The sequence below is a fragment of the Salegentibacter sp. BLCTC genome, from assembly GCF_015143665.1.
Lineage (GTDB): Bacteria > Bacteroidota > Bacteroidia > Flavobacteriales > Flavobacteriaceae > Salegentibacter > Salegentibacter maritimus.
Window position 1 is genome coordinate 21,419 of record NZ_WYEW01000011.1, and the last position, 16,231, is coordinate 37,649.

16 protein-coding genes and 1 riboswitch are annotated in these 16,231 nt (G+C 34.8%); of the genes, 4 read left to right on the forward strand and 12 right to left on the reverse strand.

Annotation, left to right across the window (positions count from 1 at the left end):
- Nucleotides 1–69 precede the first annotated feature (69 nt).
- The 4 genes from GUB10_RS13525 to GUB10_RS13540 form a co-directional block, all read right to left on the reverse strand.
- Nucleotides 70–1,002, reverse strand: a complete 933-nt coding sequence (locus GUB10_RS13525) for a ribonucleotide-diphosphate reductase subunit beta (protein WP_193711994.1) — start codon at nt 1,000–1,002, stop codon at nt 70–72.
- Between the two features lie 557 nt (nt 1,003–1,559).
- On the reverse strand, nt 1,560–1,913 hold the full coding sequence (locus GUB10_RS13530; RefSeq protein WP_193711995.1) for a DUF4870 domain-containing protein: 354 nt from the start codon (nt 1,911–1,913) through the stop codon (nt 1,560–1,562).
- A gap of 8 nt (nt 1,914–1,921) precedes the next feature.
- A complete protein-coding gene (locus GUB10_RS13535; RefSeq protein ID WP_193711996.1) occupies nt 1,922–2,746 on the reverse strand; it encodes a DUF4412 domain-containing protein in 825 nt (274 codons plus the stop codon).
- A 216-nt stretch (nt 2,747–2,962) separates the two neighbouring features.
- Nucleotides 2,963–3,526, reverse strand: coding sequence for a DUF3109 family protein (locus GUB10_RS13540; protein ID WP_193711997.1), 564 nt, complete (start codon nt 3,524–3,526; stop codon nt 2,963–2,965).
- A 134-nt stretch (nt 3,527–3,660) separates the two neighbouring features.
- On the opposite strand from GUB10_RS13540, the gene GUB10_RS13545 reads away from it, so the two are divergent.
- Genes GUB10_RS13545 through GUB10_RS13555 form a run of 3 tightly spaced genes read left to right on the forward strand, consistent with a single transcriptional unit; the run spans nt 3,661 to nt 5,043 of the window.
- Nucleotides 3,661–4,242 (forward strand): MarC family protein, encoded by a 582-nt coding sequence (locus tag GUB10_RS13545; protein WP_193711998.1) that lies wholly within the window; start codon nt 3,661–3,663, stop codon nt 4,240–4,242.
- The gene (locus tag GUB10_RS13550) at nt 4,239–4,436 is read left to right on the forward strand and encodes a hypothetical protein (protein ID WP_193711999.1); all 198 of its coding nucleotides are present in this window, start codon (nt 4,239–4,241) and stop codon (nt 4,434–4,436) included. The genes GUB10_RS13545 and GUB10_RS13550 overlap by 4 nt, the downstream gene beginning before the upstream one ends.
- A 1-nt stretch (nt 4,437) precedes the next feature.
- Nucleotides 4,438–5,043 carry an FAD-dependent oxidoreductase gene (locus GUB10_RS13555; RefSeq protein WP_193712000.1) on the forward strand — a complete coding sequence of 202 codons (606 nt, stop codon included), beginning with the start codon at nt 4,438–4,440 and terminating at the stop codon, nt 5,041–5,043.
- A 306-nt stretch (nt 5,044–5,349) separates the two neighbouring features.
- Here GUB10_RS13555 and GUB10_RS13560 read toward each other — a convergent pair whose 3' ends face one another.
- Genes GUB10_RS13560 through GUB10_RS13570 form a run of 3 tightly spaced genes read right to left on the reverse strand, consistent with a single transcriptional unit; the run spans nt 5,350 to nt 8,015 of the window.
- The gene (locus tag GUB10_RS13560) at nt 5,350–6,939 is read right to left on the reverse strand and encodes a S41 family peptidase (RefSeq protein WP_193712001.1); all 1,590 of its coding nucleotides are present in this window, start codon (nt 6,937–6,939) and stop codon (nt 5,350–5,352) included.
- Nucleotides 6,936–7,367 (reverse strand): dCMP deaminase family protein, encoded by a 432-nt coding sequence (locus GUB10_RS13565; RefSeq protein WP_193712002.1) that lies wholly within the window; start codon nt 7,365–7,367, stop codon nt 6,936–6,938. The genes GUB10_RS13560 and GUB10_RS13565 overlap by 4 nt, the downstream gene beginning before the upstream one ends.
- Nucleotides 7,368–7,424: 57 nt before the next feature.
- On the reverse strand, nt 7,425–8,015 hold the full coding sequence (locus GUB10_RS13570) for a HupE/UreJ family protein (RefSeq protein WP_193712003.1): 591 nt from the start codon (nt 8,013–8,015) through the stop codon (nt 7,425–7,427).
- A 551-nt stretch (nt 8,016–8,566) separates the two neighbouring features.
- Between GUB10_RS13570 and GUB10_RS13575 the strand changes: the two genes are divergently transcribed.
- Nucleotides 8,567–9,133, forward strand: a complete 567-nt coding sequence (locus tag GUB10_RS13575) for a PAS domain-containing protein (RefSeq protein WP_193712004.1) — start codon at nt 8,567–8,569, stop codon at nt 9,131–9,133.
- Between the two features lie 10 nt (nt 9,134–9,143).
- On the opposite strand, the gene GUB10_RS13580 is transcribed toward GUB10_RS13575, so the two are convergent.
- The 5 genes from GUB10_RS13580 to GUB10_RS13600 form a co-directional block, all read right to left on the reverse strand.
- Nucleotides 9,144–10,430 (reverse strand): hypothetical protein, encoded by a 1,287-nt coding sequence (locus tag GUB10_RS13580; protein WP_193712005.1) that lies wholly within the window; start codon nt 10,428–10,430, stop codon nt 9,144–9,146.
- A gap of 292 nt (nt 10,431–10,722) precedes the next feature.
- Nucleotides 10,723–11,526, reverse strand: a complete 804-nt coding sequence (locus GUB10_RS13585) for a hypothetical protein (protein ID WP_193712006.1) — start codon at nt 11,524–11,526, stop codon at nt 10,723–10,725.
- 117 nt (nt 11,527–11,643) lie between these two features.
- The gene (locus GUB10_RS13590; RefSeq protein ID WP_193712007.1) at nt 11,644–12,408 is read right to left on the reverse strand and encodes a LytTR family DNA-binding domain-containing protein; all 765 of its coding nucleotides are present in this window, start codon (nt 12,406–12,408) and stop codon (nt 11,644–11,646) included.
- Between the two features lie 11 nt (nt 12,409–12,419).
- Nucleotides 12,420–14,138 carry a histidine kinase gene (locus GUB10_RS13595; RefSeq protein ID WP_193712008.1) on the reverse strand — a complete coding sequence of 573 codons (1,719 nt, stop codon included), beginning with the start codon at nt 14,136–14,138 and terminating at the stop codon, nt 12,420–12,422.
- A gap of 408 nt (nt 14,139–14,546) precedes the next feature.
- Nucleotides 14,547–15,692: a PKD domain-containing protein gene (locus GUB10_RS13600; RefSeq protein WP_193712009.1), complete on the reverse strand. Its 1,146-nt coding sequence runs from the start codon at nt 15,690–15,692 to the stop codon at nt 14,547–14,549.
- 108 nt (nt 15,693–15,800) lie between these two features.
- Nucleotides 15,801–16,004, reverse strand: a riboswitch (cobalamin riboswitch).
- Between the last annotated feature and the right edge of the window lie 227 nt (nt 16,005–16,231).

Genomic DNA, 16,231 nt, shown 5'->3' on the forward strand with positions numbered 1-16,231 from the left:
TTTAAAAGTTTCTGTTTTAACCAAAACTAAAATATATAATACCGTTTTCGTTAGTTATGGATAATTTTCTTAATCTGTTTTCTTTCTAAGATTATTATAATCTTTGTTTTTTTCTAAGTTTTTTGAAAGGTCTTGTGCTCTTTTTTTCAAAAGTTTTTCGTTGCTAAATGCCTTTTCGTTTAAACTTTTATTCACCATTAAATCTGTAAAAAGCCTATTGCTTTCATAATCCAGGTATTCGTCTAAAGCTTTTGTGGTAAGGCCAATTAAATTTAACGGAAGAAAATTATAAATAACTTCTTTTTCTATAGCCACAGCTTCCTCAATTATTTGGTGAACTTTTTCATCTGAAATATCTTCTAATAGATGATCTTTAAATAGGAGCGTTGCAAAATCGCGGTGAATAGCTTTATCGCGATAAATCACCTCATAGGTGTAACCTAAACCAGGCATTGATCCACAGTTTTTAATCCAAAAAAGGGCTGCAAAGCAACTATAGTTAAAAATACTTTTCACGGTAGCCAGTGCAACCAGTTTTTCGGCAAAAGACGAGCTGTTGGTCCATTTTTTAATCCATTTTTCTCTTGCCAGAGTAGCTGGAAATGCTTCAATTTCTTTAAAAACCAGGTCTTGTTCTGCTGCGCTTAAAAATGTGTTTAAAAAGATACCGTAAGATTCAGTATGTGTATTTTCCATTACTGTTTGAAGGTCCAGGAAAGACTTTACTTCCGGTAACTCTATATTTTTATTAAGACTAGCTATAATTTTTCCATTTAGTTTATGTTCTGAATGAAGAATTAGCCCAATTACCTTATGGAGGAGTGAACGCTTTTCTTCACTTAGGTTTTTCCAATCCTCCAAATCCTGATTGATATCTATCTTATCTGCGGTCCAGAAATTAGCCTCAATTGCCTTGTAAGCATCCCAAATATCGTTATGTTTTACAGGAAATATTATAAACCTGTCTTTATTGTCTCGAAGCCTGGGGTTCTGTTTATCCATAAAAACGATATTGTTAATGTATAAATGATAATTATTTAATAAATATCGATAATTATTAACAATATTTTATTGGTTTATTGTTTAATGTTTCCACAAAGTTTTCAACATAAAAAGTTTATAATTAGGGTGTTACGTCTATATTTTTTGCATTTTATCGATATTTTTGAAACTTATGAAGAAAACATTCCTTTTTATATACTAATAAAATTTCCCGGTACCGTGAAAGGGTATATTACCCCGAAGCTTACCTCGAGGTAGTTTGCTGAAAGGTCTGGATTTAATGCTCTAAGATGGCTACCAATTGAAAAGTCATTTAATTTCTGTTCAAAGCATGTCCAGATAGCTCCCGGAGTAGATAAAGATGTAATCTGTTGTATGTAGGGCTCTTTTTCTATATTAAAAACTCTCTTAGTCTTTATCCTCGCTTTTTAAAAAGTGTTTAAAATTTTCGTAAAACAATATCTATGGGACTTTTCCCCTTTCTAATTCCTTAATTTTATTTCAATAAATTATTTAAATTAAATATTAGCTCTGGAAGGGAAGTGAGGATATATTGATTATATATTGGCAAACCACTTCTCGAATTGCTGGCCAAAAATTGGTACGGCTTTGGTTTTATGGTTAATTGCATTAATAAGCCCCATTATCCATAAATACAATAGGAAAATAGAACCCAGAAAGCTTAATATCCATCCTAAAATTGGAATCATACCTATAATAAAAAGTCCGAGGCTAATTAATATCAATCCCAGAGATTGTTTTATATGAAAAGCTGCAAATTCATCTTTTTTCTCGTTGTTTAAAACAAAAGCTACTACCAGGCCAATTACGGTTAAATAAGCAATGATAGCTATGGTTTTAGGATCGAATGTACTTTTAGATTCGTTGGTGTGCGTGTTTGAATTTTCCATGATATTTATTAGTTAGGTGAGCCTAATGCGGCATAATCTTTTTTATTTATTGAAAAGGATTTTTTCTCCAAACCGGTACAACGCATATTGGCATTGCGATTAGAATTATTTTTATCTATCATTTGCATCTCCATCATCAAAGCATCGCCTTCTTCCAGCCAATCTGCATTCCAGCCTTTCGGAATATTACTTTTTTCATCACTATACATATTGGCGAAAGTTATAGGTGCCTCACGTGTAATATAGAATGTAAATTTATGTTCTTCGGTTTCGGCTTCATAGCCCTGGCATTCATATCCCATGATATTTTTAGTTCCAATTTTTTTAAGCTCTGTATCCTTATAAGGGTTGGAATCTTCCTGGGTATTGTTAAGGTCGCTTATTTTGGTGGCGGTAATAAAGTTATTTTCACCGGAAGAAAAATACATAATACTAAGTTGTTTGGTCATATCCATCACCATAAACATGTTTTCTACCTGGGGCATTCGTATACCAAAATATGGAGCATCTTCTTTTAAAAAGTACGTCATGTCCATGTTCCCTTCTTTGGTCTCCAAATATAATTGGTATTCCCAATTAAAATTATAAGCTTCCGGCACTTCGCTAATATCCACTCTATTGGCCCCCATGGGAATTGGGCTGTTTTTAAGTTGTGTGTCCCACATTTTATCTAGAGACTTATTAGCTTCGCGCGCAGCTTTGTTCGATATGTTTTCGGTTACCGCATGTTCCACTTTTTTTTCGACTTTTTCTTTTAATTTTTTGAGAAATTGAGCCTCCATCGTGGAAATACAGAATAGGAGTGCAAACCCCATTAAGATTGGTTTTTTCATAATGTTTGAGTTTTAAGATTATCAAATAAGCTGTAAGCCTAAAAATTAAACTATGGGGCAGAATTAATTAAAAATGTAGGGGATTGTTTAAATACCGATGTAAGGGTTAAATCAGTATTATAGGGTATGAAAATTGAAGGTTAAATATACAAATTAATTTAGAATATTAAAAAATATAATTCTGAAAGTCAGTTGCTTGAATTTGGTTGGGGTGAATTATAAATCTTTTGCAGCTTCTTCTAATTGGTTATACCAATCTTCACCAAATTTCCTTATAAGCGCGTCTTTGGTAAATTTATAAACAGGTACCTGAAGTTCGGCTCCAAGGCTGCAGGCATCATCGCAAATTTGCCATTTGTGGTAATTCACTGCTGAAAACTCTGAATATTCCTGAATTCTTATTGGATATAGATGGCAGGAAATAGGTTTTTTAAAGTCTATTTCACCCTGGTTGTAAGCTTCTTCAATAGCACAAAGCGCTGTACCTTTCTCATCAAAAGTTACATAGGCGCAATCGGCACCATTTATTAAAGGTGTTTCAATTTCATCAAGATCTGTGGTTATATAGGTGCCCTGTTCCTCTATGGCATCTATTCCCTTTTGGCGTAAGTATGGTTTTACTTTTGGGTATATTTCATCGAGAATTTCCCGCTCTTGAGGGGTTACCGGAGCCCCAGCATCGCCATCTACACAACAGGCTCCTTTACAGGCTGAAAGGTTACAAACAAAATCTTTGGTCAAGATTTCTTCCGAAACTATGGTTTTTCCTATTTGAAACATTTGGCAAATATAGCTCTATCGGTATTTTTACTGAAAAAAAACAGGCTTAATTTTAATAAAATTTTTACCTGCTAATTCCTTGATACTGTGTTTTTAAAAATTACTTTTGCGCAATATTTTTTAAAATGGTAGTTATGTGGGAATTACTAGATGTAAAACAGATTTTTACAGCCGGAATGATTCTTTTTGCGGTAATTGATATTATTGGAAATATCCCAATTATTATAGACCTGCGTAAAAAAGTTGGGCATATTCAAAGTGAAAAGGCTTCGGTTGTTGCAGGTATTATCATGATTGTGTTCTTATTTGTAGGGAAAGAGATTTTAAACCTTATTGGGATAGATGTAAATTCGTTTGCCGTGGCCGGCGCATTTATTCTATTTTTTCTAGCCCTTGAAATGATTTTGGGAATAACGCTTTATAAGGACGATGAGCCGGAAACAGCTTCTATTGTTCCGTTGGCATTCCCACTAATTGCGGGTGCGGGTACGCTTACTACCTTGGTATCGCTACAAGCAGAATATGAAGCGATAAATATTATTGTCGCTATCCTAATCAATATTATCTTTGTATATATGGTGCTAAAATCCTCTAATAGAATAGAGCGGGTTTTAGGAAGCCAGGGGATTAGTGTTATAAGAAAAGTATTTGGTGTAATTTTACTGGCTATTGCTGTAAAATTATTTGCCACTAACATTCAGAGTTTATTTACATGAAGTTATTTATTTATACCGTAATTTTTTTAGCTGTAGTTATTATGGGCTACAGTACAACCGCGTTAGATTTTGACGATCTCTTAAAGGGAGATAGTGGAACAGCTGTACTTGTAATAGTAGGAAGCCTTTGTCTTATTGTGCTTATGGGCATTTTGTTGACCTCAAGGAGTATTGCTGAAAAGCATAATTCGTAAGATGAAATTTGACACTATTATTATAGGCGGTGGTGCTGCAGGAATGTCTTGCGCGCTAATTTTGGGTTCAGCTATCCAAAAAGGTGTAGTTCCGGGTAGGCAAGTGGGAATAGTTATGCATCAAAAAGCCTCTCATCTAAACTCGGCTATGCTGAATAATGCTTTGGGTGTGGTTCCGGGAACTACAGGGAAGCAAATTATGGAAGAAGGTGTTGTTCATTTAAAGGAGCAATATCCCGATATTGAACAAATAGAGGGAGAAAAAGTTAAGGAAATTGTTACTTTAGACAAGGGTTTTAGGGTAGTTACCAATAAAAATAATTATCAAACTGAAATTGTAGTTGTAGCCACCGGTTATACCAGCCCGTTTAGAATTCAAGGATTGGAAAGTGAAGTGATACCGCATCAAAAAGCAAAGGTGTCCAAAAATCGTATTCAGCTTAAAAATAAAGATCATTTGGTAAAACCGGGTATTTATGTAGCAGGTAGCCTTGCCGGTTGGAGAAGTCAATTTGCTATAGCCTGTGGAAGTGGCGCAAGTGTAGCAACAGATATTTTAAGTTTATGGACGGGAGAGCAAACTAAGGTACACGATAAAATACTATAACATATAATATCCTGTAAACATAAGTGGTATAGAAAAAAGCATTAAAATTAGACACGTGTGGTGTACTCTTCTGTAGAGCAGGGCCAGTTTTAATTTATTTCTAAATTCTTTATCGTCTGTAATTTGTATTTGACTTTTTATACAACTTATTGAAACATTAGAGGAGTTAACGAGAATTTCTTTCTGTAAAAATAGCCAAGCGCTGTTATCCAATAACCTAAAGCTTACCGCTATAATGAAGAAAAATAGCGGCGAAATTGTAAAGAAAATTATAAGATTCTCATTAATTGCAATCACAACTGCAATCTATTGATTTTTTTTCGATAATTCAAGCACTTTTTTTATTCCTGGGTCATTTTTGTTGATTAATTTTTCAAAAGCATTGGTGCCGTATAATTGCTGGGCAATTACAGCTTTTAAATATTGTTTTACCAGGCTTTTTTGATTCTGTACATCAAGTCTAATATTTGCATTGTTTACAAAATCAATGAAATCCTGTACCATTTTATCTGAGATAATTACTTCACTCTCAAAATTCTTTCGTTGCACATTGTTATAAAAACTTCTATTTTTCTCCAGTACATTAAAGATAAACCTACTCATATACCCACCTTGCAGAAGAAGCTTAATGTTATTCTTTTCGTTATCGCTATCTAGCGGAATAAAAATATCTGGAATAATTCCACCCCCTCCATACACTACTTTGCCTTTAGGGGTTTCATACCTAAGGGAATCGTCTACATTTATACTATCGGCGCTGTTGAGTTCGCCATTCTTGTAACGGCGCATATAATCCTTAAAGTAACTTTCGTTTCCGTTATTGTAAGGTTTTTGGATAGAGCGGCCTGTTGGAGTATAGTAACGTGCAATGGTTAACCTAACTGCGCTACCGTCTCCTAATTCCATTTCACGTTGTACAAGGCCTTTCCCATAAGACCTACGACCTACAATGGTGCCACGATCGTTGTCTTGTAAGGCGCCGGCTACAACCTCACTGGCAGAGGCTGAACTTTCATTAATAAGTACATACAAATCTCCATTCTCCAGAAGTCCTTTTTGTCTTGAAAAAGTTTCTTCAATTGCACCATTTTTGTTTTTTGTATAGAGTATAAGCTTTTCGTCTTCCAGGAATTCATCTACAATTTTAATAGCTTCAGAAAGATAACCTCCGGGGTTGTCTCTAAGGTCTAAGGCAATTTTATTAGCTCCTTTTTTCTTAAGGTCCCTTAGTGCATCTTTAAACTCTTTATAAGTAGTTTCAGAAAATCTATTTATTTTAATATAGCCCAGCTCAGGCGGTAACATATAGGCCGCGTCTACACTTTTTAATGGAACCCTTCCTCTTTTAACTTTAAAGGTTAGTAGATCTTTAATTCCTTTTCTTTTAATTTTAAGGGTTACCTGAGAATTTTCTTCACCTTTTAAGTGTTTAGTTAGTGAATCGTTACTAATGTTTTTATTGAAGAGTGGTGTGCCGTTGGCATAAAGGATGCGATCTCCACCACGTATACCTATTTTTTCGCTAGGTCCGCCTTCCAGGGCCTGAATTACCACAACCGTATCGTTTACATTATAAAAGCTAACACCAATTCCTACAAAATCCCCTTGCATATTTTCTATGACCCCTGCATATTCTTCTTTAGGTATGTATACCGAATGTGGATCTAGATTTTCAAGAATTCTATTCACTGTGAGATCAACTATACTGTCGGTATTCACATCATCTACATATTCATAGTCTATGTAGTCTATAAGTCGGTTGAGCTTTTGCTTTTTTGGGTTGGAAGAGAAAAGTGCGTCAGAAGAAGAGAAATCCAGTTTGGCGCCTAGCAATACGCCCAGGGCGCAGGCTGAAGCAAGAAAAATAGGAATCAATATTTTTTGCCTGGTATTCAATCTTCTAAATCATTTATTTGTTCAAGGCTTACCCCGGCTTTTCTTAGAAATTCCAGGCCTGAGTTATCTTTATAGTCTACATGGTAAACCAATCTGGTAATACCCGCTTGATGGATTAATTTACTGCATTCTTTGCAGGGTGACATGGTAATATATAATGTAGCACCATTACAAGATTGAGTAGAGCTTGCAACTTTTAAAATAGCATTGGCCTCAGCGTGGAGTACATACCATTTGGTGTAGCCTTCATCATCTTCGCAATAATTTTCAAAACCGGTAGGGGTGCCGTTAAAACCGTCAGAAATTATCATTCTATCTTTTACAATAACTGCGCCAACCTGTTTTCTTTTACATTGCGATAATTTACTCCATTCGCGAGCAATTCTCAAGTAGGCCTTATCGTATTTTAATTGTTTTCTTTTATTCATTATTAATATTTTCCGGCTTTTTAAGGTGCCATTTCGCTTTTGTTAGAGCGTTCTAATTTAAAAAATAGCCTGAAAATTCTTTTGAAGTATAGGCAAAATAATACCGATAACTATTGCCGAACTTATTAATACCCAGTCTCTTTTAGATACCGAAAAGATGTTTTGGGCAATAAAACCAAGAATCATAACAGCAATTACAACTATAACCTGGGCTGTTTCTATTCCGAGGGCAAACTCTAGAAGTGGTAAAAATTTATTTTCAATATTGGCAGAAGCCATTTTGAAATAGCTGGAAAAACCAAGACCATGGATTAAGCCAAAGAAAATGGTAGTAAAATATAGAGGATTATGGTTTTTGTTACGATCTTTTTTGCTGGCAGTTACTAAATTGTATAAAGCTGTCAGAATTATAGTCACCGGAATTAGGAGTTCTACCCAGGCAGCGTCTACTTTAACAATACCGTAAACCGATAAAAATAATGCAAGAGTATGACCCAGCGTGAACAGGGTTACCAACCAAAGAATTCGTTTCCAACTGCTAAAGGTGTAAGCTGTAACCAAAACAATTAAAAACAGAATATGATCGTAAGCCTGCCAGTCTAGAACGTGTTCTAAACCCAATCTAAAATACAGCCAAAATTGAGACATATCTAATTATTTAGAAAGACCCGAAAGTACAACTTATTCAGAAATTCGCAAAAGCTTTAGAAAGGCCTAATTAAAGCCATTTCTAGCTTTCTTTTTACCTTCAAAAGCTTGCCGTAAATACTAGATTTTAAAAGTATTTGCTCCTTTATTGACACCGCCAAATGGTGTAATATCCCGAGGTAGTTTACTCTATTTTCTGTACTTCTTTAAATTATCTGGTAATCGGTCTCCTTTTATATTATGTCTAATATTTCAGCTAAAAAATCAAACATTAACGTTGGTTTAAAGAATGTTTAGTGGATTTTTGGTTAATATTGCCTGTTATATTGATTTTGAAATTTACTCAGTTATCGGGTTTTAGTGCTCCAGGCCTTGCTTTTACGTCCAGGTGTTTCCACCTAAGAATATGCAGGCTTGTCGTGTGTTTATTGGCACCGCCAGAGGGTATAACTCCGAGATAGTTTATTTGTCTAATAAAATTATTGTAAACTATTTTTTAACCATTTTAAAAAACTGTAGCAAGAGCGTATTTGTTGTTAAAAGAAAAGATAATGAAGAAAAACTTTATGAATATGCAGTCTCTGGATATTTACCTTTCCTCTCTTAGTTTGGAGGAATCCAGGGCAATAGAAAATGAGATTAGGGCTTCTGAAATTAAACTGATGCCGCTAAGAAGTTGGGATATTTATAATGATTATTACTCGAGGCAGTTAGTAATTATAAGGCAACAGAATAGTATTAATACTTTTAAAGAATTGGCGGAGAAGTTTGAATGGACGAACGATTTAGATGCTATTTTTAAGGGAAAATCTTTTGATGCCTTAGTGGTAACCAATAAAAAGGCTAAGATTGAATGGGTGAGTGAAGGATTTACTGAAATGACGGGATATAGCAGTACATATGCAATTAATAGAACTCCACATTTTTTACAGGGAGAAGAAACCGATCCGGCTGCTTTAGAGAGAATAAGATATAAATTGGCTAAGGATGAACCTTTTACTGAGGTTTTGGTTAATTATAAGAAGGATAAAAGCACTTATAAATGCGAGATTAATGTTATTCCTTTAAAAACTCAAAACACAACCCATTATTTGGCCCTGGAAAGGAAGGCAGGTTAGTATGGTGCTTTTATAAGTTTTCCAGGCTCTCGTATTTCATTTGGACAAGCGAAGGTTCTGCATCATTTACTTCCATTATGGCGTTTTTATAGCTCTGGGAAGAGTTGATCACCACCCCGTTTTGATGTTTCTTTAGCGTAGAGAAAAATTTTACTTCAAACCAAACTTTATTTAATAAACCCTGCTCTGTTGTAGTAAGTTCTTGATCACCACTAATCAAATTATTCATATGCTTTTGGGCAACTTTTTTAATCTCATTAGCAGCTTCGTTTTGTGTAGGTAAGTTGCGAATAGCCCCAATGATAAAAAACATTTTTCCATACCCCAGCTTGGCTACATACTCATTTCCGTATTTAAGCTTATAAAGTTCCGGGTTTTCATTATAGATCTTCCTAAGTGAATCTCTTACCTGCCAATTATTTTGAAAATGCTGGTAGCCATCCTGGTATGATCCGCCGCCAATTAAAACGCCTTTTTCAGTTATTGGGTATTGCTCAATAACCGATTGGTATAATTCGGTGCTAACAGCAAATTTGGTGGCAAAGTAATCTCCGGGATTGTAGAACTCATCAAATAACCTAAACGGATACATAAATTCTATAGGGTTGGCAGTGGTTTGCCAGGTTGGGCTTTGAGAAAAGGATTGATTTAGGGTGTAATATGAAGCTTCAGTTGTACCAAATGGATTGGCCACCGGGACATGGTTCCCTGTGTAAATTCCCGAACCAACTTGTTCTTGATAAGGGTAGGTTTTGTTCAATATATCCTGTCCGCTAAGACTAATAGAGACATTACGTGTTCCGGCTGCTTTGTTATAGGTTGTTTTGGTGGTGTTACTATTGTCTGCTGAGGTAAATTCAACAGAGGTTAACTCAGCATTGGTATAGGAATGTATGGCAGTACCTTTATCGCTATAAATCTTTTTAACCAAAGGAAATCCGTTTTCATATTTGGTTTCAAACCATAGATTTCCTTCCGGCGTATAATATTTAGACCAAAGTGGTTTATTGGTTTCACTTCGGCCCACCTCCATATAAAGATGCTGCTTTGGATAACTCGCATATACTTTAGCAGTTTTTATATAGCCGTTTGCGTAATACTCAAATTCAGCCGAAGGTTCCCCAGAACGTTCATATTGCCCTTGCTTTATCCATCCATTTTCGTGCTTACTGGTTAGCTCAAAGTTTGAATTAGACTGGATAGAATAATCAGTTTTTGGAGTATCATTCTCTTTTTCGCAGGAAGAAAGCAAAGTTATAATTGCCAGTAGGATAAATAGTTGTTGAGCTATACGCATTTTAAGGGCTAAAAATTGTTGATTGTAAAAATTATGCAGCCAAATTAAAGATTTATTATTAATTTTTTGGTAATAAACATGATTGATATAGGGGTAGCCGAAATTTTTTACACTCCCTTCTAATGGCTCTTAGTGTGCCGCTAGAGCCGTGAATATAGAATAATAATTAAAGCCGGCTTATTTTAGTTTAAGCCCCGAGCCGAACTAATAGTAATTTTAGTAATAATTGAGGTTTAATACTACGCGGTTTATCTAAGAGTAATTTGCCTGCATAAACCGGGTGGGAAGCATTTTATTTATAGGTTTTTACAACAAAATTGCTGAATAAAACCCTGGCTCCATGATTTTGTCTTAATGGGCTACTAATGTAAAAGTGTTTGGCTTTTTCATTATTAAAAAGTTCGGTATCGGCAATTTTTGTCTTGTCTAAATATATTTTAACCCTATTTTGGTTTACCTCTATGGCTATATGCATTACCTGGTTGGCGTAAGTTTCCAGATCGAATGAAGAAGACTGGTAAAGGTCATTTGCCCTACTGGAAATGTTTATGTCGTTGTTATTCATATACTCCAGTTTTCCGGCCCAGATATTTTCGTTAGAAATCCAACCTCTAATACTATTATCTTTAGTGAAGCCAAAGTATAAGGAAGATAAATCGTTAACTTTATCGGCGGCTACCAGAATATCAAATTCCAGGGTAAAGTTGGTAGGGTAATAGATGTTTTTGTTGAGCTTATAGGTTGTTCTTTCCCCCATTTTAAGCCATTTGCCTCCTATTTCATTTATACTAACTACTTCACCGGTACTTGTGGTTTTCCAGTCTAATGGCATAGCTCCACTAGGTATAGAGTTGAAATTGGAAGCGAAAATTGTAGAGTCCCCTGGTTTGAAGTCATAAACTTCTTCTAGTGTTATTTTACTTTTGCTTTGAGTTTTACCTTCTTTGTTATCTTCCTTTTTACCATTTAGCTTCTCTTCAACTATTTCGGCTGCTTTGTTTTCAAGCTTATCCTTAATTTTTCCGAATAATTGTGCCTGAACAGGCTTGGCAAATAAAAATAAACTTAAAATTATAAGAAATTTAGAAGCTTTCATGATACGTCTATTTAGAGTAATTTATGAGCAAATGTAAGTATCAGCTCAATAAGCAAATCCAATTGAAATAAAGAATTATTATTCTATAAGCTTCGTTTAGAATTCCACCTCCCTGGATTAGTATTCGTTGAATAGTTCCAGTAGTGATTGCCTTTTTGATTGCGCTACTGGTACTGCAATATTATTTGCCAGTTGAACGCAGTGTCTTTTCTTTTGATAGGATAAGATATGCATAGTGTTTATGAGATGCGACTGATGTACCCTCATGAAATTAAATTTTTGTAGCTCTTCTTCAAAATTCTTCAAAGATTTAGAGACTAAGATTTGGCGACCGTCACATAGAAAAAAAATAGTATAATTATTATCGGCTTGTGCCTGAATAATATCTTTTAAAGGAATGATATGAATATCTTCAAGAGTTTTTAAAACTATTTTTTTCTCGGCTTTCATTTGTTGGTTGCTAAAGAGAGTCTCTAGTTTTAAACTATAACGATGGTCTTTAAGTGATTTTATAGTCTTTTCAATGGCGGAAATAAGATCTTGAGGGGAAATTGGCTTTAGAAGAAAATCCAGGGCACTTAGGCGAAAAGCTTTTACCGCATAATTTGAATAAGCTGTGGTAAAAATAACCTTAATGTTTTTATAGCCTTTTTGGAATAAATTCTCCAAGAAATCCATAGAATTTCCGTCTGGGAGGTTGATATCCAGGATAAGAATATCGGGAAGGAAATTTTCAAAGGCTACCTGGGCTTCTTTGATAGTTTTCGTAGTTTCTACCAAACAATCCTTAAAGTTAACCCTAATTAAGCCGCTAATCATATCTAAAGAAGCATGATCATCTTCCAGGATTAAAATTTTTACATCGTTATTTATTTCTTTCATAACCTGCAAATTTAGAATTCAAGATAGGGTACTGTCAAGGTCACTTTGGTACCGGGAAAAGCTTTGTCATTGCATGCCCTTTCTACATTTAGTACAATATGTGACTTGTTCATTTTATTAAATTCTTCTACTCTATTTTTTAAAATTTCCCTTCCCATAGAGCGATGAAGTTTTTTATGGTCTTGAGACCTGTCTGTCTGAATGCCTTTTCCATTATCTACAATTTCTATGTAGAGGACTTTTTTCTTAACATCTTGCCTGAACAGAAGTTTTACCTTACCATTTTCGCTATTCTGTCTCGCACCGTGAATTACGGCATTTTCAACAAAAGGTTGCAGTAGCATTACCGGTATTTTAATAGTTTCCGGGTCATGAACATCCTTATAAATAATGCGATATGAAATTCCTTGATTTTCAGGGGTTTTTTGAAGTTCAAGGTAGTTGGATAAAATTTCCAGTTCGTCTGTTAAATTTATATATTCTTCGTCTGAATGTTCTAAAATAAGCCTTATTAATTTGCTGAAATTATCTAAATACTGCATAGAAGTATTAGGTTCATTTTTATAGATGTAATACTGAACCTGTTGGAGCGCATTAAAAAGAAAATGCGGATTTAATTGAAGTCTAAGGAATTTACTACGAAGTTGCGACTGCTGTAAGGCTTGTTTTGTTTTAAGATGGTTTATTCTAAAGAAAATGATTATCAATATTAGAAGAAAGAAGATACCGCCCCCAAAAATTAGCCAGGTAATTTTTTTGTTATGAGCTTTTTTTTCGGCCTCTAGATTGGCAATTTTTCTTTCTTTTTCAGCAGTATCATAAAATGTTTTAATGGCAGCTATTTTTTCTTCATACCTTTTTTCTGCTATTTGATCTTTAATGCTATCATACCGGTTATAATAATCTATACCTTTTTCATAATCTTTTATATTGATATAGGCATTTTGTAAGTTATAGAATAATTGTTGTAGTTCTTGGGAAGAAGCCTTTGCCAGGGCTTTCTCATAATAATTGATTCCCTCCGGTACTTTGCCCGAATTTACTAATGCATAGCCTAGATTGTTATAAGTAATAACAGATAGAGGCATTTGTAAACTATCCCTTATCCTTAAACTTTTATTAGCAGTGTTAATGGCCAATTGCCATTGTGATTCTTTGATGTATTGATTACTAAGATTCGTTAAAATAACGGCTTCAACTTTAGGTTGCTCAATTTCTTTAGCCAACTGCAAAGCCTCTTTGTAGACCTTTATTACTTTGGGGTCATTCTTTTCCATATAAACCCCGCCGAGGTTAACCAAAGTTTTAAGGCACCAAAAATCATTGTTTTTATAGCCCAATAATGCTTTTTTGAAGCTTTCTTCGGCGCTGTTAAAGTTTTTGGATCTTGAGTACACTATTCCAATACCTGAGAATAGTTCTACGCGATCTATTTCAGATAACAGTTCCAGGTGCTTTTTGGCATCCATATAATTAGACAGCGCAATATCCAGTTCGCCCTGCAATAGGTTTATTTTCCCCAAATAGATGTGTGCTCTGCCAACAGTTTGAAAATTCTTAGGTTGTTTCCTGATAATTTGAAAGCTTTCTTCTTTAGCTTTTTCCAGGGCTCTATTCTGAATTAGGGAGTCAATACTTTTAAAGTCCTTGGGGTTTTGTTGTATTCCATAACTAAAAGTAAAAAGCAGGTTGAAAAAGAGTACTATTGTAAATTTTGTAAAATAATGCATGAAGTTTAATTGGGGGGTAATGCTGTGGGATTCTGCTAGATTGGCGCTGTTTAGTGCGACAAAAGTATTACATTCTTAAAGGATAAAAAATGTTATTTTACTCGATAATCTAGATTTAAAAAATCTATGGCTTGTTACAAGGTAATTACTTTTCTAAGCCAATACGTTTGCAAAAGTATAGTATTAATCTTGTTTTTGCTTTTAGCAGAAATCAATTTAAGGTTTAAGGCATCCTAGTCTACCGGTTTTTGATTTTTAGAAGTATTTTTAGTTTGGCAGATGGACGCGGGAAGTTTACAAATGAGCTTAAGCTTATAGGTTTATCCTTATATAAAAACAATACTATTTGGAGCTGGAAAAATAGTGAAGTTCTTATATAAGGATAAATAAAGGATATTATTAGAGGCTTTACTCGGTCATAGATAGATCTGAAGCTCCTTTGATTTCCGTTGATATCTCACCAAGCCAACCAACATTTCCCTGCGCCCCTGTGTAGACGCTTATAAAATCTACACCTCTTAATGCTACGGGGTTCATATTATCATCTACTGCCCAATCCAAATCCATGGCGTTTCCGGCATAAGTATTATAATCAGCATCAAAATTGTCTACATACCCCCATTCAAGTGCATCTATAGAGGCAAATCCTTCCAGGCTCACCTTAGGGTAAACCCGGGTTCCGTTAAAACTCATTTTATCCTTTTCTTCAATAAAGAGTGGATAGTAATTTTGGGAGTGGTAGGGATTAACCATTACACTGTCCTGGTTTTCCTGGTTATCTTCCCAGGGTACATTGGCGTACTCTTTTGGATTGGTGTAGGTTAATTGATAATTCAATATAGTTTCTTCTTTTTGATGTGCACTTCCTGCTAGTTCATACCAGGTGTCATCTGGTAAGCCATTACCATTCTCATCAAAAGAAACCTTTACAATACCGGGTTCAGAAAGTCCGCCCATTGCATTACCATAAACTACAAAGTCTTTAGCATCTTCTCTATTTTCAATGGTATGATCAAAAGTGAACGTTACGTAGCCTCCCCATGCTCCTAAAGATAGAATGGCCGATTTTCCACCCACTAATTTTTCTGCGCTTTCCAAAGAACCGTAGGTTTTATTAATATATTGGCCGGGTGCAGGTTTATATTCAATAATTTCAGAAATATATTTACTGCTGTTTTCTGTTTTTGGGCGGAAATAAAGCTGATAAGGATCATTTACGGTAACTTCATAAGAGCGCAGCAGAGAGTCGTTATTCGCCAATGCTTTAAATTGTAGTGCAAATGTGCCAAATTGCTTGGGGGCGTAATGAAGGTTTTGAGCTTCAGAAACTTTATCATCACCTAGTTTCCAGCTAAAACCTGTCCCTTCCGGTAAATTTAGAATTTCAGGATTAATAGATAAAGTATCTCCCAGGGTTAATTCGTAATCTTTCTGGTAATTTAGATCCGCAAACTCCATAGGAATTATGCCTGGGCCGTCATCTTTGCTACAAGATGAAAAAAGTAAAATACCTCCAATAAGGATTAATGATTTAAAAAATGATTTTTGTTGCATTTGATTTGTATAAAGGTTAATAATTGGAATTAACTTATTTTACAAAACAAAACAGCAGGGGATATAGTTAGAATAGAAGACCTACCCAAAGCAATAACTCCCGAAAGCTTTGTTCCTTATGTTTCCGGCAGGTTTTCTGACTTCTCCCTCTTTTTAAACCTTCCCGTCCCAAAAGACAGTGGTATCCATAAAAAGATTTTCCTAAAAATTAAGGAAGGGATTTACAGCAGCGGGAACTGTTCAGGATTTACACCTGATTCCCTTTTAATACAATACCTTAAAAGCATTGTAACCGAAAATCCCGGCAATATTAAGTTAAATTTCTGGTTTGAGAATCTTAAAAACTGAATTTATCTTTACCGTTTTTTTGGTTATAAATTGAATAAAGCAAATTGCTATTTCTAAAGATTATGCTAAACGGCTGTCTAAGAGAAATCATACTAATGCATTTGGAGTAAAAAATTGAGGATTTAGATAATTAAAATCAAAAGCTTTAAAGCTGGAGAAAAAAGGAAAAGATTCATTGGTGACTCCAGATT